22 protein-coding genes are annotated in these 22,028 nt (G+C 62.4%); 9 read left to right on the forward strand and 13 right to left on the reverse strand.

The features are described 5' to 3' along the window. The 4 genes from MFF34_RS14935 to gloB all read right to left on the reverse strand — a co-directional run bounded on the left by MFF34_RS14935 (position 1) and on the right by gloB (position 6,164). Entirely contained in the window at positions 1-1,836 is a 1,836-nt protein-coding gene (locus MFF34_RS14935; RefSeq protein WP_238214953.1) for an extracellular solute-binding protein, read from the reverse strand. After that, entirely contained in the window at positions 1,833-3,662 is a 1,830-nt protein-coding gene (locus MFF34_RS14940; RefSeq protein WP_216642501.1) for an extracellular solute-binding protein, read from the reverse strand. The genes MFF34_RS14935 and MFF34_RS14940 overlap by 4 nt, the downstream gene beginning before the upstream one ends. Positions 3,663-3,850: 188 nt before the next feature. Further along, complete coding sequence (locus MFF34_RS14945; RefSeq protein ID WP_238214955.1) at positions 3,851-5,284, reverse strand: lytic transglycosylase domain-containing protein; 1,434 nt, start codon at positions 5,282-5,284, stop codon at positions 3,851-3,853. Positions 5,285-5,384: 100 nt separating this feature from the next. After that, entirely contained in the window at positions 5,385-6,164 is a 780-nt protein-coding gene (gene gloB / locus MFF34_RS14950; RefSeq protein ID WP_238214957.1) for a hydroxyacylglutathione hydrolase, read from the reverse strand. 85 nt (positions 6,165-6,249) lie between these two features. On the opposite strand from gloB, the gene MFF34_RS14955 reads away from it, so the two are divergent. The 4 genes from MFF34_RS14955 to MFF34_RS14970 all read left to right on the forward strand — a co-directional run bounded on the left by MFF34_RS14955 (position 6,250) and on the right by MFF34_RS14970 (position 10,621). Further along, positions 6,250-7,023 carry a class I SAM-dependent methyltransferase gene (locus tag MFF34_RS14955; RefSeq protein WP_027592828.1) on the forward strand — a complete coding sequence of 258 codons (774 nt, stop codon included), beginning with the start codon at positions 6,250-6,252 and terminating at the stop codon, positions 7,021-7,023. 13 nt (positions 7,024-7,036) lie between these two features. Continuing rightward, positions 7,037-7,483, forward strand: coding sequence for a ribonuclease HI (rnhA, locus tag MFF34_RS14960; protein ID WP_027592827.1), 447 nt, complete (start codon positions 7,037-7,039; stop codon positions 7,481-7,483). A gap of 59 nt (positions 7,484-7,542) precedes the next feature. Beyond that, entirely contained in the window at positions 7,543-8,301 is a 759-nt protein-coding gene (gene dnaQ / locus MFF34_RS14965) for a DNA polymerase III subunit epsilon (RefSeq protein ID WP_027592826.1), read from the forward strand. 70 nt (positions 8,302-8,371) lie between these two features. Then, entirely contained in the window at positions 8,372-10,621 is a 2,250-nt protein-coding gene (locus tag MFF34_RS14970) for an Orn/Lys/Arg decarboxylase N-terminal domain-containing protein (RefSeq protein ID WP_238215085.1), read from the forward strand. On the opposite strand, the gene MFF34_RS14975 is transcribed toward MFF34_RS14970, so the two are convergent. Continuing rightward, the gene (locus MFF34_RS14975) at positions 10,605-10,823 is read right to left on the reverse strand and encodes a hypothetical protein (RefSeq protein ID WP_027592824.1); all 219 of its coding nucleotides are present in this window, start codon (positions 10,821-10,823) and stop codon (positions 10,605-10,607) included. The two genes, MFF34_RS14970 and MFF34_RS14975, sit on opposite strands and share 17 nt — an antisense overlap. Positions 10,824-10,980: 157 nt before the next feature. Between MFF34_RS14975 and MFF34_RS14980 the strand changes: the two genes are divergently transcribed. Beyond that, entirely contained in the window at positions 10,981-11,538 is a 558-nt protein-coding gene (locus MFF34_RS14980; protein ID WP_238214959.1) for an NADPH-dependent FMN reductase, read from the forward strand. A 40-nt stretch (positions 11,539-11,578) separates the two neighbouring features. On the opposite strand, the gene MFF34_RS14985 is transcribed toward MFF34_RS14980, so the two are convergent. Next, positions 11,579-13,645, reverse strand: coding sequence for a TonB-dependent receptor domain-containing protein (locus tag MFF34_RS14985; RefSeq protein WP_238214961.1), 2,067 nt, complete (start codon positions 13,643-13,645; stop codon positions 11,579-11,581). A gap of 220 nt (positions 13,646-13,865) precedes the next feature. Between MFF34_RS14985 and MFF34_RS14990 the strand changes: the two genes are divergently transcribed. Genes MFF34_RS14990 through MFF34_RS15000 form a run of 3 tightly spaced genes read left to right on the forward strand, consistent with a single transcriptional unit; the run spans position 13,866 to position 14,854 of the window. Further along, positions 13,866-14,114, forward strand: coding sequence for a helix-turn-helix domain-containing protein (locus tag MFF34_RS14990; protein ID WP_027592821.1), 249 nt, complete (start codon positions 13,866-13,868; stop codon positions 14,112-14,114). Between the two features lie 13 nt (positions 14,115-14,127). Beyond that, the gene (locus MFF34_RS14995; RefSeq protein WP_238215087.1) at positions 14,128-14,499 is read left to right on the forward strand and encodes a head completion/stabilization protein; all 372 of its coding nucleotides are present in this window, start codon (positions 14,128-14,130) and stop codon (positions 14,497-14,499) included. Then, positions 14,492-14,854 carry a hypothetical protein gene (locus tag MFF34_RS15000; protein WP_099428747.1) on the forward strand — a complete coding sequence of 121 codons (363 nt, stop codon included), beginning with the start codon at positions 14,492-14,494 and terminating at the stop codon, positions 14,852-14,854. The genes MFF34_RS14995 and MFF34_RS15000 overlap by 8 nt, the downstream gene beginning before the upstream one ends. Here MFF34_RS15000 and MFF34_RS15005 read toward each other — a convergent pair. Continuing rightward, on the reverse strand, positions 14,851-15,240 hold the full coding sequence (locus tag MFF34_RS15005) for a helix-turn-helix domain-containing protein (RefSeq protein WP_238214963.1): 390 nt from the start codon (positions 15,238-15,240) through the stop codon (positions 14,851-14,853). The two genes, MFF34_RS15000 and MFF34_RS15005, sit on opposite strands and share 4 nt — an antisense overlap. Before the next feature lie 201 nt (positions 15,241-15,441). Between MFF34_RS15005 and MFF34_RS15010 the strand changes: the two genes are divergently transcribed. Further along, the gene (locus MFF34_RS15010; protein ID WP_081717454.1) at positions 15,442-15,690 is read left to right on the forward strand and encodes an ogr/Delta-like zinc finger family protein; all 249 of its coding nucleotides are present in this window, start codon (positions 15,442-15,444) and stop codon (positions 15,688-15,690) included. Between the two features lie 63 nt (positions 15,691-15,753). Here MFF34_RS15010 and nuoN read toward each other — a convergent pair whose 3' ends face one another. The 6 genes from nuoN to nuoI are packed head-to-tail and all read right to left on the reverse strand — an operon-like array spanning position 15,754 to position 22,025. Then, on the reverse strand, positions 15,754-17,223 hold the full coding sequence (nuoN, locus tag MFF34_RS15015; protein WP_085272593.1) for an NADH-quinone oxidoreductase subunit NuoN: 1,470 nt from the start codon (positions 17,221-17,223) through the stop codon (positions 15,754-15,756). Positions 17,224-17,230: 7 nt separating this feature from the next. Continuing rightward, positions 17,231-18,763, reverse strand: a complete 1,533-nt coding sequence (gene nuoM / locus MFF34_RS15020; protein ID WP_085272594.1) for an NADH-quinone oxidoreductase subunit M — start codon at positions 18,761-18,763, stop codon at positions 17,231-17,233. 40 nt (positions 18,764-18,803) lie between these two features. Next, complete coding sequence (gene nuoL / locus MFF34_RS15025) at positions 18,804-20,657, reverse strand: NADH-quinone oxidoreductase subunit L (RefSeq protein WP_027592816.1); 1,854 nt, start codon at positions 20,655-20,657, stop codon at positions 18,804-18,806. Further along, the gene (gene nuoK / locus MFF34_RS15030) at positions 20,654-20,962 is read right to left on the reverse strand and encodes an NADH-quinone oxidoreductase subunit NuoK (protein WP_008096201.1); all 309 of its coding nucleotides are present in this window, start codon (positions 20,960-20,962) and stop codon (positions 20,654-20,656) included. The genes nuoL and nuoK overlap by 4 nt, the downstream gene beginning before the upstream one ends. 3 nt (positions 20,963-20,965) lie before the next feature. Next, a complete protein-coding gene (nuoJ, locus tag MFF34_RS15035) occupies positions 20,966-21,466 on the reverse strand; it encodes an NADH-quinone oxidoreductase subunit J (protein ID WP_027592815.1) in 501 nt (166 codons plus the stop codon). 10 nt (positions 21,467-21,476) lie between these two features. Next, positions 21,477-22,025: an NADH-quinone oxidoreductase subunit NuoI gene (nuoI, locus tag MFF34_RS15040; protein ID WP_027592814.1), complete on the reverse strand. Its 549-nt coding sequence runs from the start codon at positions 22,023-22,025 to the stop codon at positions 21,477-21,479. Positions 22,026-22,028 lie beyond the last annotated feature (3 nt).

Consider the following 22,028-nt stretch of genomic DNA (forward strand, 5'->3'; position numbering starts at 1 on the left):
TCAGTTGGCCTCGCCCGCGGAGGCATCGGTGACGGCTGGGGTCACGCCAGGCTTGATCCACCAGGTGTCGATGCCGATGTCGTACTTGGGCGACACGCTCGGGTGCCCGATGTGGTTCCAGTAGGCCACGCGCCAGGTCTTGATGTGCCAGTTGGGGATCACGTAGTAGCCCCACAGCAGTACGCGGTCGAGCGCTCGTGCGTGGTTGATCAGGCTCTGGCGTGAGTCGGCGTTGATCAACTGTTCCACCAGTTGGTCGATGGCCGGGTCACGCAGGCCGATGAAGTTGCGGCTGCCGGGGTTGTCGGCGGCGGCGCTGGACCAGAACTCGCGCTGTTCGTTGCCTGGCGAATTGGATTGCGGGTAACCGCCGACGATCATGTCGTAGTCGCGTGAGCGCAGGCGGTTGATGTATTGCGAAACGTCGACCCGGCGGATGTTCAGGTCAATGCCCAAGTCGGCGAGGTTGCGTTTGAACGGCAGCAGAATGCGCTCGAATTCGGTCTGGGCCAGCAGAAACTCGATGGACACCGGCTTGCCGTCCTTGTCTACCATCTTGTCGTCGACGATTTTCCAGCCGGCCTCCTGCAGAAGCTTGTAGGCCTGGCGCTGCTGTTCACGGATCATGCCGCTGGCGTCGGTGACCGGGTTGTGGAACGCCTCGCTATAGACCTGCTCGGGCACCTTGCCGCGCAGCGGTTCGAGTATTTTCAGCTCGTCAGGGGAGGGCACGCCCCTGGCGGCCATGTCGGAGTTTTCGAAGTAGCTGCCGGTGCGGGTGTAGGTACCGTTGAACAGCTGCTTGTTGGTCCACTCGAAGTCCAGCAGCAGGCTCAGCGCCTGGCGCACGCGGATGTCCTGGAAGACCGGTTTGCGCAGGTTGAAGATGAAACCCTGCATGCCGGTGGGGTTGCCGTTGGGCAGCTCTTCCTTGATCAAGCGGCCATCGCGGACCGCCGGGACGTTGTAGGCGGTGGCCCAGTTTTTTGCGCTTACCTCGAGCGCGTAGTCGAACGCCCCAGCCTTCAATGCCTCCAGCGCTACGGCCGTGTCGCGGTAAGCGTCGAAGGTCATGGCATCGAAGTTGAACTGACCGAGGTTGATCGGCAGGTCCTTGGCCCAGTAGTCCTTGACCCGCTCGTAGCGGATGGTACGCCCGGCCTTGACCTCGGCGACCTTGTACGGGCCGCTGCCCAGGGGGATTTCCAGGTTGCCGCGGTTGAAGTCGCGGTTTTCGTACCAGTGTTTGGGTAGCACAGGCAACTGGCCGAGAATCAGCGGCAGTTCGCGGTTGTTCTGATGCTTGAATTTGAACAGCACCCGCAGCGGGTCTTCGGCGATCACTTCGGCAACGTCGGCGTAGTACTGGCGGTACAGCGGCGCGCCGTCCTTGATCAGGGCATTGAAGGTGAAGACCACGTCGTCGGCACGCATCGGGTGGCCGTCATGGAAGCGGGCTTCGGGGCGCAGGTAGAAGCGTACCCAGCTGTTGTCCGGGGCTTTTTCGATCTTGCCGGCAACCAGGCCGTATTCCGTGAACGGCTCGTCCTGGCTCTGGCGCATCAGGGTGTCGTAGATGACGCTGATGTTTTCGGCGGACACACCCTTGTTGATGAAGGGGTTGAGGCTGTCGAAGCCGCCGAAGCTGGACTGGCGGAACGTGCCGCCCTTGGGGGCATCGGGGTTCACATAGTCGAAATGCTTGAAGTCGGCCGGGTATTTCGGCGCCTCGTCGTAGAGCGTCAGCGCGTGTTGCGGGGCGGCCAGCGTGGGCAGGCTCAGGCACGCGAGCAGCAGGCTGCCGGCCAGCTGGCGCAGGCGGTGCGTTGGCATCATTTGGCTTTCTCCGAAGGCTTGATCCACCAGCTGTTCAGCCCGAGGGTGTAGGGCGGTGTGGTGACAAAGGCGAACCGGTTGCGGTAGGCCAGGCGGTGATTGTCGAGATACCAGTTGGGGATCATGTAGTACTGCCATGAAAGCACGCGGTCCAGGGCGCGGGCGGCGGCGACCTGGTCGTCGCGGGTGCGCGCGGCGAGCAAGGTGTCGAGCAGGTGGTCGACCACCGGGTCCTTGACCCCAGCATAGTTCTTGCTGCCCTTGGTCGCGGCTTGGCTTGAATGAAAGTACAGCCACTGTTCTAGGCCTGGGCTCAAGGTCTGGTTCAGGGTCATCAGAATCATGTCGAAATCGAACTGGTCCAGGCGTTGTTTGTACTGGGCGCGGTCCACGGTGCGCAAGCGTGCGTCGATACCGATGCTGGACAGATTTTCGACATAAGGTTGCAGGATACGTTCGAGGTTCGGGTTTACCAGCAGCAGCTCCAGGCGCAACTGCTGGCCTTTGCTGTCCACCAGGCGCTGGCCGTTGAGCTTCCAGCCCGCTTCGCCGAGCAGGGCCAGGGCTTGGCGCAGGGTTTGGCGGTTGATGCCACGGCCATCGGTCTGGCTGACCTTGTAGGGCTCGCTGAACAGCTTTTCGGGCAGTTGGTCGCGGAACGGTGCCAGCAGCAGCCATTCCTTGCCGGTGGGCAGGCCGCTGGCGGCGAATTCGCTGTTGGGGTAGTAGCTGGTCGAGCGGCGGTAGGCGCTGCTGAACAGGGCGCGGTTGGTCCACTCGAAGTCGAGCATCAGGCCCAGTGCCTGGCGCACGCGCGGGTCGCTGAACGTGGCCCTGCGGCTGTTCATGAACAGGCCTTGGGTCTGGGTCGGAATACGGTGCGGGATCTGTGCCTTGATCACATCACCGCGGCGCACCGCCGGGAAGTTGTAGCCATTGGCCCAGTTCTTGGCCTGGTGTTCGATATAGATATCGAACTCGCCGGCCTTGAACGCTTCGAACGCCACGGTGGCGTCACGGTAGAACTCGTATTCGACCCGCTTGAAGTTGTACTTGCCACGGTTGACGGCGAGGTCCTTGCCCCAGTAGTTCTTCACCCGTTCGAACACCAGCCGCCGGCCAGGCTCAACCTGGGTAATGCGGTAGGGGCCGCTGCCCAGCGGCGGCTCGAAGGTGGTGGCCTTGAAGTCGCGGCCCTGCCAGTAATGCTTGGGCAGCACCGGCATTTCGCCCAGGCGCAGGATCAGCAGCGGGTTGCCGGCGCGCTTGAAGACGAAGCGGATGCGCAAGGGGCCAAGTATGTCCACCCGCTGCACTTCCTGCAGGTTGGTGCGGTAGAGGGGGTGGCCATCCTTGAGCAGCGTGCGATAGGAGAACGCGACGTCCGCCGAGGTGATCGGGTGGCCGTCATGGAAGCGTGCCTGCGGGCGCAGGTTGAACACGACCCAGCTGCGGTCCTCGCTGTATTCCACCGAGCGCGCGATCAGGCCGTAGCTTGAGGTCGGTTCGTCGCCCGAGGGGTCGTACTGCCCGGTGCCGATCATCAACGGCTCATTCAGCTCGCTGATGCCATATTGCTGGAAGTTTGGCGTGGTAATCGGGCTCGATCCCTTGAAGGTGTAAGGGTTGAGCGTGTCGAAGGTACCGAATGCCATGGCCCGCAAGGTGCCGCCTTTAGGCGCTTGCGGGTTGACCCAGTCGAAGTGGGTGAATGTGGCTGGGTACTTGAGCGTGCCGAACTGCGCGTATCCGTGGCTTTCGCTCACCATCGCGACGGCGGGAAAGCTCAAGGCCAGGCTGATTGACAGCAGGAGGGGACGTATCAAGTCGGCATCCGATCCAGAGGCGTTGGGCTTTGATCGAGTACAGTAACAGCTTGGTGGGGTTGGAAAAAGAGAGGTTTTGGCGGTATTGGCGGGAAAGCCCAGTGCAGGTAACGCTGTACCTGTAGGAGCGGCCTTGCCGGGGCGCCGGACTGGTCGGAAAGGGCCGCAGCGCGGCCCCTGGCGTTACATCAATGCGACAGGTAAACAGTCAGCGTCTGACCGGGTTTGAGCGCATGCCCGCTGCGCGGGTTCCAGCGCTTTAGGTGCTTCATCTCGACATTGAAACGCTTGGCCACGAGGTACAGCGAGTCGCCCTTGCGCACCTTGTATTGGGTTGAACGCTGCGATGACGCCGCTACCCGGTTGCCCGCGGCGCTCGGCGCATTACCACCGCGCAGTGCCAATACCTGGCCTGCCTTCAGGCTGTTGCCCGACATGCGGTTCCAGCGCTTGATGTCCCGGACCGACACGCGGTTGGCCTTGGCGATGCTGCCCAGGTTGTCGCCCCGTTTTACCCGGTAGCTGCGCGCGGTCGTCGCGGGTGCCTTGGCTTCGGCCACGGCGCGGGCGAACACGGCCTTGTTCGGTTGCAGGCTGACCAATTGCTCAGGCTTGAGGTTGGACAGGCTGGCGGACAGCAATTGCGCCTTGGCAGTCGGTACCAGCAGCTGCTGGGGGCCGTCCACGGTCATGCGCTTCTTGAAGGCCGGGTTGAGCTGGATCAGTTCGTCTTCGTCGATGTCGGCAAAGGCGGCAACGCGCGACAGGTCGAGGCGATCATTGATGGCCACCGCCTCGAAGTAGGGTTCGTTGGCGATCGGGTTCAGGTTGACGCCATAGGCGTCAGGCGTGGACACCACCTGCGACAGGGCCAAAAGCTTGGGCACGTAGTCGCGGGTTTCCTGCGGCAGTGGCAGGTTCCAGTAGTCGGTCGGCAGGCCGAGCCGTTCGTTGCGTTCGATCGCACGGCTGACGGTGCCTTCACCAGCATTGTAGGCCGCCAGGGCCAGCAGCCAGTCACCGTTGAACATGTCGTGCAGGCGGCTCAGGTAGTCCAGTGCAGCGTTGGTCGACGCGGTCACGTCGCGGCGGCCGTCGTAGAAATTGGTCTGGCGCAGGTTGAAGTGGCGCCCGGTGGACGGGATGAACTGCCACATGCCCGCTGCATGGGCACGCGAGTAAGCCATCGGGTTGTAGGCGCTTTCGATGGCTGGCAGCAGGGCCAGTTCCAGCGGCATGTCGCGCTCTTCGAGGCGTTCGACGATGTAATGCAGGTAGAGGCTGCCACGCTCGCCCGCGCTTTCGATGAAGCGTGGGTTGCTGGCAAACCACAGGCGCTGCTGTTCGATGCGCGGGTTGACGTCGATGCTGTCCTGCAGGGCGAAGCCTTGGCGCATGCGTTCCCACACGTCCTGCGGCGCCTGCTCGGCCGGTTTGACCAGCAGCGGTGCCGGTTTGTGCTTGATCCGCGCCTGGTAGTTGTGCGCGCGAACGCTATCGGATTCGTCTAGCTGACGGGTGCTCTGGCAGCCCACCAACGTGGCGGCCAGGGCCAGCGCACTGATCTGGGCCAGGCGCGTCAGGGCGACGGAATGAGAGGTTCTGCGGCTACGGGAAGGCATCGGCTGGGACAGGTTTCCGGGCGAAAAATTTCGGCGATTCTAGAAACCTCTACCCGCCGGGTCAACCGTTGTGCCGCACATGCGATATATCTTGAGGTTATCAGAAGGTGTCCTTCCAAGACCTCAAGGCAGCAAAAACAGCGACATGCGTGGTGTTTGAATGTCCCTTCCATTCGTCTGCTTTTTGTTTAACGGATGTTTCAGCCGTGCGAATAAAGGGGTTCGTCAGGCGTTCCAAGCCGATCGTTGATGGCAATGTGATGCGATTTTCGGCGCGCAGCTGGGTAACCTCGTCGAAGCGTTGCAGAACGTGCAGGTTTTGCGGTTCGACGGCTTTTGCAAAACGCAGGTTGCTCAGCGTGTATTCGTGGGCGCAATACACCTCGGTGTGCTCGGGCAGGGCGGCCAGGCGCTGCAGCGACGGGTGCATCTGTTCGGCGGTGCCCTCGAACATGCGCCCACAGCCGGCCGCGAACAGGGTATCGCCACTGAACAGCAGGGGCGTTGGCGGTTGCGCCGAATAGAAGGCGATATGGCCAAGGGTGTGCCCGGGCACGCCGATGACCTGGAAGGGCAGGCCCAGTACCGTGATTTCATCGCCGTCCGCCAGCGCTACATCGCGGGCGGGGATGCGCTCGTTGGCCGGGCCGTAGACCTTGGCATCGGTCAGTTGCTTGAGCCGTTCGACACCGCCGACATGGTCGTTATGGTGGTGGGTGACCAGAATATCGGTCAACACCCAGTCGGGGTGGGCTGCCAGCCATCCTTCCACTGGGCCGGCATCGCCAGGGTCGACCACCGCACAGCGGCGTTTGGCAGTATCCTGTAACAACCAGATGTAGTTGTCGGAGAAAGCGGGGAGAGCATCGATCTGTATCATGGTGCGGATCCGTATCGCCAAGCGTGGGACATGAGGGCATCTTAGCCGCGATGGCGTGGCGCGAGAACCTTCGAGGGAGAACGCAATGACCGACCAAGCCTTTGCCCAGGCCGACCCCGACTGGGTCGAGCTGATCAGCCTGGCCCGTGAGTGGTTCAACGGCCCGCTCGGGCAACTGATGCTCAAGGAAGAAGAAAAACTGCTGGAAGAAGAGCTCGGGCGCTTCTTCGGTGGTTACCTTGTGCACTATGGGCCCTGCGCCGAAGCACCGCCCAGCGCCCCTCAGGTGCAACGCAACGTGCGCCTCGGGGCACCGCTGCCGGGGGTGGAGATCGTCTGTGAGGAGCAAGCCTGGCCGTTGAGCGAGCACGCCGCCGACGTGGTGGTGCTGCAGCATGGCCTGGACTTCAGCCTGTCACCCCATGGCCTGTTGCGCGAGGCCGCCAGCGCCGTTCGCCCGGGTGGGCATCTGCTGATCGTCGGTATCAACCCCTGGAGCGGGTGGGGCATGCGCCACCTGTTCAGCCATGGCGCCCTGCGCAAGGCGCGCTGTATCTCGGCTTCGCGGGTGGGCGACTGGCTCAACCTGCTGGGCTTCGCGCTGGAGAAACGCCGCTTCGGGTGCTATCGTCCGCCGCTTGCCTCGCCGGCCTGGCAGCAACGCCTGGCGGGCTGGGAACGCGCGGCAGGCAACTGGCAAACCTCGGGTGGCGGCGTCTACCTGCTGGTGGCGCGCAAGATGGTGGTCGGCCTGCGGCCGTTGCGCCTGGAGCGCCGCGAACCCATGGGCAAACTGCTGCCGCTGCCGCTGGCCAAGGTCAACCGTACGGCGGCCAATCCTGATTCTGAAAAGCACTGAACAAGAGTGGTACATGAGCGATAGCGTCGAAATGTTTACCGATGGCGCCTGCAAGGGCAACCCGGGCCCTGGCGGCTGGGGCGTGCTGATGATCTACAAGGGCGTCGAGAAGGAACTGTGGGGCGGCGAACGCGAGACCACCAACAACCGCATGGAGCTGATGGCCGCGATCCAGGGCCTGATGTCGCTCAAGCGTGAATGCGAGGTGGTGCTGACCACCGACTCGCAGTACGTGATGAAGGGCATCAACGAATGGATGGTCAACTGGAAGAAGCGCGGCTGGAAGACCGCCGCCAAGGAGCCGGTGAAAAACGCCGACCTTTGGCAGTTGCTCGACGAACAGGTCAACCGGCACAAGGTGAGCTGGAAGTGGGTGCGCGGCCACATCGGCCACCCGGGCAACGAACGCGCCGACCAGCTGGCCAACCGTGGGGTGGATGAGGTGCGCGCCGCGCGCTGAGCTGGGGTACAATCCCCGGCTTTGTCACTTTTGTCACTGAAGCAAGTGGGAGCCCCCGCGTGGAGCAGCAGCAAGATAAACGCCTGGTCATTCTCGATACCGAAACCACCGGTATGCCGGTCAGTGAAGGCCATCGCATCATCGAGATCGGTTGTGTCGAGGTCATTGGCCGTCGCCTGACCGGGCGGCATTTCCACGTCTACCTGCAACCCGATCGCGAGAGTGACGAAGGCGCCATCGGTGTTCACGGCATCACCGACACCTTCCTGATCGGCAAGCCACGGTTCGCCGAGGTCGCCGAGGAGTTCTTCGACTTCATCCAGGGCGCCACGCTGGTCATTCACAACGCGGCGTTCGACGTTGGCTTCATCAACAACGAGTTCGCCCTGCTGGGCCAGCACGACCGCGCCGATCTTTCGCAGCATTGCACCATCCTCGATACCCTGCTGCTGGCGCGTTCCCGGCACCCGGGGCAGCGCAATAGCCTCGACGCCCTGTGCAAACGCTACGACATCGACAACTCGGGCCGTGAGCTGCACGGCGCTTTGCTCGACTCGGAACTGCTGGCCGACGTCTACCTGGCGATGACCGGTGGCCAGACCAGCCTGTCGCTGGCTGGCAACGGCGCTGAAGGTGATAACGAAGGGCAGGGCAGTGGCGGCAGCGAGATTCGCCGCATTGCCGGCCGTGCGCCCGGGCGGGTGATCATGGCAAGTGCCGAAGAGCTCGAGGCGCATGCCGAGCGGCTGGCGGCAATCGCCAAGTCGGCCGGGGCGCCTTCGATGTGGCAGGCGTTGACCGAGGCCTCTGCGGGCTAAACCTCACCACACAAGGCCGCACCTGCAACTACCCTGAAAAGGACACATGTCCTTCAGAGGTAGTTGCCTGATGTACAAGGACCTCAAGTTCCCCATCCTCATCGTCCACCGTGCGATCAAGGCCGACAGCGTCGCCGGTGACCGCATACGGGGGATTGCCGAAGAGTTGAGCCAGGATGGCTTTGCCATTTTGGCCGCAGCGGACCACGCCGAAGCGCGACTGGTCGCCGCCACCCACCACGGCCTTGCCTGCATGCTGATCGCAGCCGAAGGCGTGGGCGAAAACACCCACCTGCTGCAGAACATGGCCGAGCTGATTCGCCTGGCCCGCTTGCGCGCGCCAGACCTGCCGATTTTCGCCTTGGGCGAACAGGTCACCCTGGAGAACGCCCCCGCCGAGGTCATGAGCGAGCTGAACCAGCTGCGCGGCATTCTGTATCTGTTCGAAGACACCGTGCCGTTTCTCGCACGCCAGGTGGCCCGCGCTGCCCACAGCTACCTCGACGGCCTGCTGCCGCCCTTTTTCAAAGCCCTGGTGCAGCACACCGCGCAATCCAATTACTCCTGGCATACACCGGGCCACGGCGGCGGCGTGGCCTATCACAAGAGCCCAGTAGGCCAGGCCTTCCACCAGTTTTTTGGGGAAAACACCCTGCGCTCGGACTTGTCAGTCTCGGTGCCGGAGCTGGGTTCGTTGCTTGATCACACCGGCCCGCTGGCCCAGGCAGAGGCCAGGGCCGCGCGTAATTTTGGTGCCGACCACACCTTCTTCGTGATCAACGGCACCTCCACCGCCAACAAGATCGTCTGGCACGCCATGGTCGGCCGTGATGACCTGGTGCTGGTGGACCGCAACTGCCACAAGTCGGTGGTCCACGCGATCATCATGACCGGGGCCATCCCGATCTATCTTTGCCCGGAACGCAATGAGTTGGGCATCATCGGCCCGATTCCGCTCAGTGAATTCAGCCCAGCTTCGATCCAGGCAAAGATCCAGGCCAACCCCCTGGCCCGTGACCGCGGGCAGCGCATCAAGCTGGCGGTGGTGACCAATTCCACCTACGACGGCCTGTGCTATCACGCCGGGCTGATCAAGCAGACGCTCGGTGCCAGCGTCGAGGTGCTGCACTTTGACGAGGCCTGGTTCGCCTATGCGGCGTTTCATGAATTCTTCGAGGGGCGCTACGCCATGGGCACGGCCTGCGCGGCCGACAGCCCGTTGGTGTTCAGCACCCATTCCACCCACAAGTTGCTGGCGGCGTTCAGTCAGGCGTCGATGATTCATGTGCAGGACGGCGCCAGGCGCCAGCTGGACCGGGACCGCTTCAATGAAGCGTTCATGATGCACATCTCGACCTCGCCGCAGTACAGCATCCTGGCGTCCCTGGACGTGGCCTCGACCATGATGGAAGGGCCGGCCGGGCGCTCGCTGTTGCAAGAAATGTTCGACGAGGCGCTGAGCTTTCGCCGCGCGCTGGCCAATTTGCGCACGCACATCGCTGCCGCCGACTGGTGGTTCAGCATCTGGCAGCCGCCGACGGCAGAAGGCATCCAGCACCTGGCCGCGCAGGACTGGCTGCTGCAACCAGGGGCAGAGTGGCATGGTTTTGGGGAGGTGGCGGGCAACTACGTGCTGCTCGACCCGCTGAAGGTGACCTTGGTCATGCCCGGTTTGAGCGCAGGCGGTGTGCTGGGCGAGCAGGGTATTCCGGCAGCGGTGGTCAGCAAATTTCTCTGGGAACGTGGGCTGGTGGTGGAAAAGACCGGCCTGTACAGCTTCCTGGTGCTGTTCTCCATGGGCATCACCAAGGGCAAATGGAGCACCTTGCTGACCGAGTTGCTGGAGTTCAAGCGCCACTACGATGGCAACACGCGGTTGAGCGCCTGCCTGCCCAGTGTGGTGGCAGCCGATGCCTCACGTTATCAGGGGATAGGCTTGCGCGACCTGTGTGACCAGTTGCACGAATGCTACCGCGCCAATGCCACGGCCAAGCAGCTCAAGCGGCTGTTCACGCGTTTGCCGGAGGTGGCTGTCAGCCCGGCCCGGGCGTATGACCAGATGGTGCGCGGCGAAGTGGAGGCCGTACCGATCGAGGCACTACTGGGGCGGGTGGCGGCGGTGATGCTGGTGCCGTATCCGCCGGGCATTCCGTTGATCATGTCGGGAGAGCGGTTCACCGAAGCGACCCGCTCGATACTCGACTACCTGGCATTTGCCCGGGCGTTCAACGATGGCTTCCCCGGATTCGTCGCCGACGTGCATGGCCTGCAGAACGAAAACGGTCGCTACACCGTGGATTGCATCAAGGAATACGAATGATCTCGACGCCGGTCTGTGCCAGCTCGAAACGGTTTTCGCCCAGGTGGTTGACCCGATCGCCGATGGCCAGGCGATAGGTGGTGATTGGCGCGCCCAATGTGCTGCCGTCGACTTGGAGGGTCGACTCTTGGAACTCGTGGACGGGGTAGATGCGGCCTTCGGCGTCACGGGCGTGGAATTGGCCGACCATTACTGCTGCCATTTAGGTGAAAACCTCTGAATTACGTAAGAAATGTCTGGAAACATAGACCGTACAAGATACCCGGAAGTTTTCGCCGGGTGGAAAAAAAACCAAAGCGCCGAGAAACGGTCATCTATAACTACAACGTCCTCTTAGCCAGCAAAGGTTGGAAATCGCCATGAGCCAGGTGTATTCGGTAGCGGTCGTCGTCGGCAGCTTGCGCAAGGATTCCTACAACCGCAAGGTAGCCCGCGCACTTTCGGAGCTGGCGCCGTCCAGCCTTGCCTTGAAGATTGTCGAGATTGGCGATCTGCCCCTGTATAACGAGGACGTCGAGGCCACCGCGCCAGCGTCCTGGAAGCGCTTTCGTGACGAGATTCGCCGCAGTGACGCAGTGCTGTTCGTCACGCCGGAGTACAACCGTTCGGTGCCGGGTTGCCTGAAGAACGCAATTGATGTTGGCTCCCGGCCTTATGGCGAAAGCGCTTGGAGCGGCAAGCCGACGGCAGTGGTGAGTGTGTCGCCGGGGGCCATTGGCGGCTTTGGTGCCAACCATGCCGTGCGCCAGTCGCTGGTGTTTCTCGACATGCCTTGCATGCAGATGCCTGAGGCGTACCTAGGGGGCGCGGCGAACCTGTTCGAGGAATCCGGCAAACTCAATGATAAGACGCGGCCGTTTCTGCAGGGGTTTGTCGACAAGTTCGCTGCGTGGGTGAAGTTGAACAGGGCGGTCTGAAGCCCTGTTCAGGTGCGGGGGCGCATGGCGGCCCCGGCGTTTATCGGAAGCTGTAGGAAACCCCCGCATAAACCCCAAACCCTTCACCCGGCGTCGAGCGGGCAATGTCCTGCCCGGCGTCGTTGTAGCCTGGCGTTACTGTCGCGGCGTAGCGTTTGTTGGTCAGGTTGCGCAGGTCCAGCCAGGTCTGCCAGTCCTGTTTCGGTGAGTCCCAGCCCAGGCGCGCGCCCAGCAAGGCATAGGCGTCGGCGTGATAGCTGTTGGCATAATCCACCTGCACCTTCGATGCCATTTGCGTGTTGACCCCGGCATAGAAGCCGCTGGGCCAGTCATAACGCAGCTCACCCTGGTAGTAGTGCATGGGGATGCCCGGCAGGCGGTTGTCACCGAACTGCTCGTCGTCACGGTAGTGGAAGTCACTGAAGGTGTAGGCCTGGCGCAGGCTCAGCTTGCCTGTTCCTGCTCGCTCCCACAGCGTAGTGTCCAGGCCTGCCTCGACACCCTGGTGCACGGTGGCGCTGGCATTGAACTCTTTGGCCGGCAGGCCTGGCACGATTTCCACGGCCAACAGTTCGTGGCGCACTTGCGAGTAATACCAGGCCAGGTCCCAACGCCCCAGCGCCGAGTCGCCGCGCGCGCCGAGCTCCAGCGTGGTGGCTGTCTGATTTTGCAGGTCGATCGGCTGCGTCGCTACCGGTGAGCTCCAGATCAGCGACCAGGGGTGTGGCGGCTCTACCGAGCGGCTCAGGTTGCCGTAAACCTGCAGTTGCGGGCTGATGTCGTAGCGCAGGCCCAGGCGCGGCGCGTAGTCCCAGTCATGCTGGCTGACCTTGCCACCCGTGAGCGGGTAGCTGACGTCGCTTTCGCGGCGGGTGTAGATCATCGCCAGGCCGGTGGTCAGCCACAGGTCCGGGATCAGCTCCAAGTCGTTGCCTGCATGCAACACGGTGTCCGAGCCCTGGTAGCTGAAGTCGCGGCTGCGTGCGCCGAAGTTATCGCCGCTGGTACGGGCAAATTGCGAGGCGCCACTGTTGGGCAGGTGTTTGGTGGTTCGCCAGCCTAGGGTGGTCTTGCTCTCCCGGCCCAGCAGGGTGTCGCGGCGGAAGTAGTTCAGGGTGCCGCTGACATCGGTGTAAGCGACCTTCAGGCGCATCGGGCCTTCGCGCAGGTCCATGGGGAAGTCGTGATAGACCAGCCCGGCTTCCACCCGGGCATCGTCCTCGAGGTAGAAGGTGGTCTTGTTGGCCACCCAGGTGCTGCCCGGTTGCGGGCGGCTGTCGTCGCGCGCCAGGTACGCCGCGTTGGCGGCACGCGGGTCATGCTTGATCTGGTCCTTGGTCAGGCGCCCGGCCAGGTCGTTCTCGGTTTCCCGGTAACGCAGGTAGAAACGCGTTTCCAGGTTCGGGTTGAAACGGTAGCCGACGTTCGCGGCAATACCTTTGGCACTGCCACTGCTGTGCGCCTGATAGCCGTCGTATTCCGAGTCGGTCAGCGCCACGTAGTAGTCGAGGTTGCCCAGCACCTGCCCAGAGCTGATGTGCCGATGCTGGTAGCCGCGGCTGCCGACCTCGTATCGCACCTGCAAAGGCGCGGCATCGTAGCCGGTATGGGTGACGTAGTTGATGGCGCCACCCAGGGCCAGGGCGCCTTGATCGAAGCCATTGGCCCCGCGCAAAACCTCGGCACGGCTCAGCCACAGCGGTTCGAACAGCTCGTATGGGGTACCGCCTGGGCCGGTGAGCGGCAAGCCGTCGAACATCGTGTAGACACCGGAACCGTGCGCCCCAGGTGCCCGGTTGATGCCCGACCCACGGATCGACAGCTTGATACCGTCATTGCCCGCCGACTGGGCGAACACGCCAGGCTGGTACGCGAGTACATCCTGGTTACTGGCGACCCGGCCTTGCCCCACACGCTGCATGTCCACGAGATTGCTGGCGCCTGGGATTTCGCGCAAACGCTCGCTGGCGGCCGTCAGTTCGCTTTGCTCCTCGTCGGTGATCAGCACCTGGCCCAACTCGACCGATTGTGCGGCCAGGGCAGGTGGCGTGGCGGTGATGGCAGCCAGCAGGCCAAGGCAAGACGAGAGGGGTAAAACGGAACGCATCGTACGACTCCAGGCGAAAGGCGAATGGACAACGGCGTTGAGACGAGCGAAACGGCGCTTGGAGCACGAAGAACTGCAGTAAATCTCGCGCAACCTTCGTCAGACGGTTTTGTAGGCAAGTTCTTTACAAGTTGCTCGGCTGGAGGGGGGGGCGGGGTGCTTCGTAAGGTGTTTGCAGATCGGCAGTGATGCCTCTCTCAAACACTCGTGGAGTTCAACGATGAATGACAACGCACGACACTCGCCCGAATCCCTCTCGGATTCACCCATCCACCTGACGCCGCGTGAGCGGCAGGTATTGCTGTGGTGCGCCTACGGCAAGAGCTCGTGGGAAATTGGCCAGATACTGGAGTGCAAGGAGTCAACGGTGAACTTTCACGTTGCCAATATCTTGCGCAAGTTCGATGTGCCTACACGCGTGGCGGCCGTCATCAGGGCGATTCGCTACGGCATGCTGGCCGAGCAGTGAGGGGGGGATGAACATGAATCAGCGTACAGCAACTCATCTTAAACCTGCTGCCGTAGGGCCCCGGTTCCCAGACTGCCATGACCCGTTCTGGCCGCGGCTGGAGCTGGCGGCATTGCGTGAGCGCTTGCAGCTTCGGCCGGATACCAGCGAGGCGCATTTCGAGGTTGCAGCACAATGCGCCGCTATCGATGCATCGCGAGAGTTCGCACGTTGGCGCGCGGCACTGCGTGAGCGGGGCTATAAGCGTCTGGAGGATGTGTCCGGGCACGATCATGGGCGGGCACTGCTGGTTTGTTACACGCGCTTTGTAGAGGCCTCGATCCTGCGAGATCTGCGCGCAGTTCCCCAGCGGAAGGCGTCGCGCAGGGGAGGTGCTTATGCGTGAATGCACATTGTTCGAGGGCCTGTTCGTGGCTGCTCTGGAGCTCGTGGGGATGGATGGCACGGTCCTGTTCAGCGCGTTGCTGGGGGCCCTGTTGGTCAGCGCTGCTCGAGACCGCTTGATCACCAATACATCCACGCGCCTGACGATCTGCAAGAAAGGGCTGCTGGTGTTCGTGACCGTAGGTGTGGGCCACCTGTTCGAGCCCTTGGTGATGTCCCTAGCACCTATGCTTACCCGTGGCATGGCCGCCTTCGTGGCAGCAGTGGTGGTAATCCCGATCAGCCTAAAGGTAATGGCTTCGCTGGATGCGCTGGACCCGAGCGAAATCATCCAGCGTTGGCGACGCAGAGGTTAACGGCTGATGGTGTCAGGCAGGTGTTTGGCAAGCTCGCTCAGTTGCTGTTCCAGTTGTTGGATACGTTGTTTGTCCTGGATGAGCAGCAGCACCGCCTGGCGGTCGTCTGCAGAAAGCGTGCGTAGCCGCTCGAGCATGTCCCGCTCCCAGTCATCCTTGTCAGCGTTGCGATGTTGTACGGGTTCACCCAGCAGCAGCCAGTCGAGGGAGCACGCATGCTGCCTGGCGATTGCTATGCATATTGAGTATGGAATGCTGTCGCGTACCTTCCAGCTGCTCAACGTCTGTGGGCTGATGGCCAGCGCTCTGGATAGCTCAGCATCCGTCTCGCAACCCATCAAAAGCTTCAGGCGCGCAAGTACAGGCGATAGCAAGTGAGTACTCATAACAATTATCCATGTCTGGTTTAATGATATTCCATGGGCTTAAACTACTCGTTATGAATACAGCCCTGCGTTTTTAAGGAGCATTTCTGCAATGAGAAGCATCAAACTGAAGAATACAGTCACTTACGCAGTAAATACTGACAAAACTAAACGATCATTCTCACAGATCGGCGGCGTGTTTAATGCCTGCAGGTGCCTGCCGTGAGTACGTATAAGCTGGTCTGCCCGCATTGCAACAGCCGTATGCGCATACGTACCAGTGAGGGGCGCCATATATTTCTTCGGGTCGCCTACCTGCAATGCACCACCGAGGCCTGTGGCTGGTCAGTGCGAGCCGAGTTTGAAATGACCCATGAACTTTCTCCCAGCGGTATGCCCAACCCTGAAGTCCACCTGCCATCGGCCAATGGTGACCTACGCAGGGCCGCATTGCCTGAAGCGGTCGAGTAGACAGCCCTTTGGCGCAAAAAAAAACACCCCGCATGAGCGGGGTGTTCTGTATTGCAGGGCTGATCAGCCGATCAGTTGCAAGCCGGCCTGCTGAACCATTTCCAGCAGCGGTTGCGGGTAGACACCGAGCACGAAGGCGAGGATAGCGATGGCCAGCAGCATGACGCCGCCGGTGCGCTGTTCCCACTTCAGCGGGGCATCGTGACGACGCAGGTTTGGCTCGACCAGGTACAGGGTGACCATGACGCGCAGGTAGTAGTAAACACCGATGGCGCTACCGATCACCAAGGCGCCGACCAGCCACCACAGGTGCGACTCGACGCCGGTGGCGATGATGTAGAACTTGCCGATGAAGCCTGCAGTCAGCGGGATGCCGGCCAGCGACAGCATCATCACGGTCAGCACGGCAGTCAGGTACGGACGGCGCCAGAATAGGCCACGGTACTCGTACAGGGCGTCCGCATCACGGCCGCCGTAAGGCGAGGACATCAACGTGATGACGCCGAAGGCACCCAGGCTGGTGATCACGTAGGTGACCAGGTACACGCCCATGGCTTCCAGGGCCAGGCCCTTGCTGGCGACCAGGGCGATGACCAGGTAACCGAAGTGGGCGATCGACGAGTAACCCAGCAGACGCTTGAGGTTGCTCTGGGTCAGCGCCAACAGGTTACCGACCAGAATCGAAGCCACCGCGATCACCGCCAGAACGGTGCTCAGCACGCCGCTGCTGGCAGCAGGGGAGAGCATGAACAGGCGCACGACCACGGCGAATACCGCAACCTTGCTGGCGGTGGCCAGGAACGCAGCGACCGGCGCCGGAGCACCTTCGTACACGTCCGGGGTCCACAGGTGGAACGGCACCAGCGACAACTTGAAGGCCAGGCCGACCAGCATCATGCCCAGGCCCAGTTGTGCGACCAGGCTTGGCATGTTGGTGGCTGCCAGGGCTTTACCGATCTGGTCGAAGCTCAGGCTACCGGCATCAGCGTACAGCAGTGCCATGCCGAACAGCAGGAAGGCAGAACCTGCAGCCGAGAGCACCATGTACTTGATGCCGGCTTCCAGCGAACGCTTGTTGAAGAAGGCATACGCCACCAGGCCATAGACCGGCACCGACAGCAGTTCCAGGCCGATGAACAGGCCGGCCAAGTGGTTGGCACTGACCAGCACCAGGCCACCCAGTGCCGACATCAGCAGCAGCAGGTAGAGTTCTTCACGGTTGCCCGGGAAGCCTTTGGCGCCTTCGCCAAGGTAAGCGTGGGCCAGCGTGACACAGGCCAGCGTGGCCACCAGGATGATCGCCATGTACAGGCAGGCGAACTTGTCGATGGTGATCAGCGAGGTCACCGCCAGGGGCGCGACCTTCAGTGCTGGCAAGATCGACAGCAAGGCCAGGTTCAGGCCCACGGTGGACAGCAGGAAGGTCTGCGAGTGGTTGCGCTTCCAGGCGATCGCCAGCATCACCACCACCGTGGTGATGGTGGTGATCAGCATCGGCGCCAATGCGATGAAGTGTTGAGTGGTGAATTCCATAGCGCTCTTACCGGGCCGAAGCGAGTTGAGTGAAAGCGGAACCAAGCCACTGCTGCACACCGCTCATGGTGGCGGCAGAAGTGTCGAGGAACGGCTGCGGGTACACACCAAGCACGATCAGCAGCACTGCCAGGCCCAGCACCATGATCAGCTCGCGGCCGTCCATGCCGGCCAGCACGGTGTCGCTTTTGCTTGGGCCGAAGTAGGCGCGGTGGATCATGATCAGCGAGTAGACCGAGCCGAAGACCAGGCCGGTGGTGGCGATCACGGTGATCCACGGCACGCTGGCGAAGCTGCCGATCAGGATCAGGAACTCGCCGACGAAGTTGCCGGTGCCTGGCAGCCCCAGCGATGCGGCGGCGAAGAACAGGCTGATCGCAGGCAGGTAGGCGATGCGGTGCCACAGGCCACCCATTTGACGCATGTCACGGGTGTGCAGGCGCTCGTACAGCTGGCCGGACAGGATGAACAGCGCAGCAGCCGACAGGCCGTGGGCCAGCATCTGGATCACCGCGCCTTGCAGGGCTTGCTGGCTGCCGGAGTAGATACCGATCAGCACGAAGCCCATGTGCGAAACGCTGGAGAAGGCGATCAGGCGCTTGATGTCGGTTTGCGCGAAGGCCAGGAAGGCACCGTAGAAGATACCGATCAGGCCCAGGGTCATGGCGATCGGTGCAAACTCGGCCGAGGCGTTCGGGAACAGCGGCAGGGCGAAGCGCAGCAGGCCGTAGGCCGCCGTCTTCAGCAAGATACCCGCCAGGTCCACGGAGCCTGCAGTCGGTGCCTGGGCGTGAGCATCAGGCAGCCAGGAGTGGAACGGCACCACCGGCAGCTTGACCGCGAAGGCGATGAAGAAGCCCAGCATCAGCACGTACTCGACACCGGCTGGCAGCTCGGCCTTGAGCAGGTCGCTGTAGTTGAAGGTGAGTACGCCGGTGGTGTTGTAGTTGACCAGCACCAGGCCAAGGATCGCCACCAACATGATCAGGCCGCTGGCCTGGGTGAAGATGAAGAACTTGGTTGCAGCGTAGATCCGGGTCTTCTTGCCGTCTGCAGAGCTGTGACCCCAGAGCGCGATGAGGAAATACATCGGCACCAGCATCATTTCCCAGAAGAAGAAGAACAGGAACAGGTCCAGGGCCAGGAACACACCGACCACACCGCCCAGAATCCACATCAGGTTGAGGTGGAAGAAGCCGACGTGGCGCTGGATCTCTTTCCAGGAGCACAGTACCGACAGCACACCGAGCAGGCCGGTCAGCAGGATCATCAGCAGCGACAGGCCGTCGAGGGCCAGGTGGATGCTGATGCCGAAGCGCTTGATCCACTCGACTTTGTATTCGAGTGCCCAGGCAGGTTCGGCGCCCGGAGCAGGGGCCAGGGTGTAGTCGCCGGTGCCCCACAGGTAGAGGCCGATGCCGAGCAGCAGGGACATGGTCAGCAGCGCGATCCAGCGCGGCAGGGTGGCGCCGAAGCGCTCACCCAGCCAGCACAGGAAGCCGCCGATGAAGGGGATCAGGATCAGCCAAGGCAAAATCATGACGGGTTGGTTTCCTTTGGCAAAGTCGCAAGATTCATAGTCATACCGCGGCCACTACCACAGCGCCGAGTACCAGCACGGCGCCGACGGCGATCGAGGCGGTGTACCAACGCAGCTGGCCGGTCTCGGTCTTGCTCATGGCGACGTGGCCGCCACGGGCCATCCGAGGGATCAGGCCAATGCTGCGGTCAACCGGGTCCTTGCGCAGGATGTGGCTGATCAGCAGGTAAGGTTTGACGAAGAGCTTGTCGTAGATCCAGTCGAAGCCCCAGGCAGCGAACCACCAGGCCGACAGGACGCGGCCGATGCTGCTGTTGGCGACGGCGCTGACGAAACGACGCTTGCCCAGGAACAGCAGGGCCGACAGCAGGATACCGGCGATGGCGATGGCACCCGAGGCGATCTCCAGCGAGTGCTTGGCGTCGCCACCGGCATGGCCGGCGCTTTCAGGCAGTACACCGGCCAGTGGCGGGGTGATCCAGGCGCCGACGAAGGTCGACAGCACGATCAGCACGCCCAGCGGCAGCCAGTGGCTGATGCCGTGGCCCGCGTGGGCTTCGGTCTTGGCTTCGCCGTGGAAGGCGATGAAGATCAGGCGGAAGGTGTACAGCGAGGTCATGAACGCACCGACCAGGCCGGCGTACAGCAAACCGGTGTTGCCGCTGGCGAAGGCTTCCCAGAGGATCTCGTCCTTGGAATAGAAGCCCACGGTGACGATTGGCAGGGCAGCCAGGGCGGCACCACCGACCACGAAGCTGGCGTAGGCCAGCGGCAGTTTCTTCCACAGGCCGCCCATCTTGAAGATGTTCTGCTCGTGGTGGCAGGCAACGATCACCGCACCGGAGGCAAGGAACAGCAGGGCCTTGAAGAAGGCGTGGGTCATCAGGTGGAAGATCGCCGCGTCCCAGGCGCCAACGCCCAGGGCCAGGAACATGTAGCCGATCTGGCTCATGGTCGAGTAGGCGAGGATACGCTTGATGTCGGTCTGAACCAGCGCGGCGAAGCCGGCCAGTACCAGGGTCACACCGCCGACTACGCCAACCAGGTGCAGGACGTCCGGCGCCAGCAGGAACAGGCCGTTGGTACGGGCGATCAGGTATACGCCCGCGGTCACCATGGTTGCGGCGTGGATCAGTGCCGAAACCGGGGTCGGGCCCGCCATTGCGTCGGCCAGCCAGGTCTGCAGCGGCAGCTGGGCCGATTTACCGACCGCGCCACCCAGCAGCATCAGGGTAGCCAGGACCATCCAGGTGTCACCCGCCTGGAACTTCTGCGGTGCCAGCACCAGCAGTTCCTGCACGTTCAGGGTACCCAGCTGGGCGAACAGGATGAACAGGCCGATGGCCATGAACACGTCGCCGATACGGGTGACGATGAAGGCCTTGAGTGCTGCGTTACCGTTGTTGCGGTTGCTGTAGTAGAAACCGATCAACAGGTACGAGCACAGGCCCACGCCTTCCCAGCCGAAGTAGATGAACAGCAGGTTATCGCCCAGCACCAGGAACAGCATGCTGGCGATGAACAGGTTGGTGTACGAGAAGAAGCGCGAGTAACCGGCTTCGCCACGCATGTACCAGGACGCGAACAGGTGGATCAGGAAGCCTACGCCGGTGACCACGCCGAGCATGGTGACCGACAGGCCGTCCACGTACAGGGTGAAGTTCGGCGCAAAGCCGTCCACCGACATCCACTGCCACAGCAGCTGGCTGTACGCACCGCCTTCAGGCGGGGCGACGTTGAACTGCCAGATCACGTAGGCGGCTGTCGCGGCCGAGAGGCCCACCGAGCCGACGCCGATCAGGGCGGACAGGTTCTCCGAGAACCGCCCGCGCGAGAACGACAGCAGCAAGAAGCCGATCAGGGGGAAGACGAAAGTCAGGAAGATAAGGTTCATCCGCGCATCTCACTGGCAGCATCGATGTCGAGAGTGTGGAAGCGGCGATACAGCTGCAGCAGGATAGCCAGGCCAATACTGGCCTCGGCGGCTGCCAGGCTGATCACCAGAATGAACATCACCTGGCCATCGGGTTGGACCCAACGGGCGCCGGCGACGATGAACGCCAGCGCAGAGGCGTTCATCATGACTTCCAGGCTCATGAGCACGAAGAGGATGTTGCGGCGGACCATCAGGCCAACCAGACCTAAGCAGAACAGGATACCGGCGACCGCCAGACCATGCTCGAGAGGGATAGCACCCATGATTTACTCCTTCGCCTCGTTACGGCCCAGGTGGAAGGCGGTGACGGCTGCGGCGAGCAGCAGCATCGAGGCCAGTTCGACCACCAGCAGGTACGGGCCGAACAGGCTGATGCCCACGGCCTTGGCGTCCACGGTGGTACCGCTGATGGCTGCGCCGCTTGGGGTGACGAACAGCACGTACAGCAGCTCGAGCAGCAGCAGGGCGGCAAGGATCACCGGCCCGGCCCATATGCCAGGCTTGAGCCAGCCGCGCTCCTGGGCGACCGACGCCGGCCCCAGGTTGAGCATCATCACCACGAAGACGAACAGCACCATGATGGCGCCGGCGTAGGCGATCACTTCCAAGGCGCCGGCGAACGGCGCACCCAGGGCGAAGAAGATCATTGCCACGGAAATCAGCGAAATGATCAGGTAGAGCAGGGCGTGCACGGGGTTGGTGCCGGTCACCACCCGAAGGGTGGAGACCACGGCGATCCCGGATGCGAAGTAGAAAGCGAATTCCATCTTTCTGTCCTTATGGGAGCAAGCTCTTCACGTTGATCGGCTCGGCTTCGTTCTGTGCAGAGCCTTTCGGCTTGCCAGCGATCGCCATACCCGCAACACGGTAGAAGTTGTAGTCAGGGTTCTTGCCGGGGCCGGAGATCAGCAGATCTTCTTTCTCGTACACCAGGTCCTGACGCTTGAACTCGGCCATTTCGAAATCCGGAGTCAGCTGGATCGCGGTGGTCGGGCACGCCTCTTCGCACAGGCCGCAGAAGATGCAGCGCGAGAAGTTGATGCGGAAGAACTCAGGGTACCAACGACCGTCCTCGGTCTCGGCCTTCTGCAGCGAAATGCAGCCGACCGGGCAGGCCACCGCGCAGAGGTTGCACGCTACGCAGCGCTCCTCGCCGTCGGGGTCGCGGGTGAGGACGATGCGGCCGCGGTAGCGCGGCGGCAGGTACACCGCTTCTTCGGGGTACTGCAGGGTGTCGCGCTTGCGGAACCCGTGGGAGAACACCATGGCCAGGCTGCGCAGCTGAGTGCCGGTGCCCTTAACGATGTCGCCGATATACTTGAACATGGG

It is taken from the genome of Pseudomonas sp. PAGU 2196 (assembly GCF_022179005.1).
Lineage (GTDB): Bacteria > Pseudomonadota > Gammaproteobacteria > Pseudomonadales > Pseudomonadaceae > Aquipseudomonas > Aquipseudomonas kermanshahensis.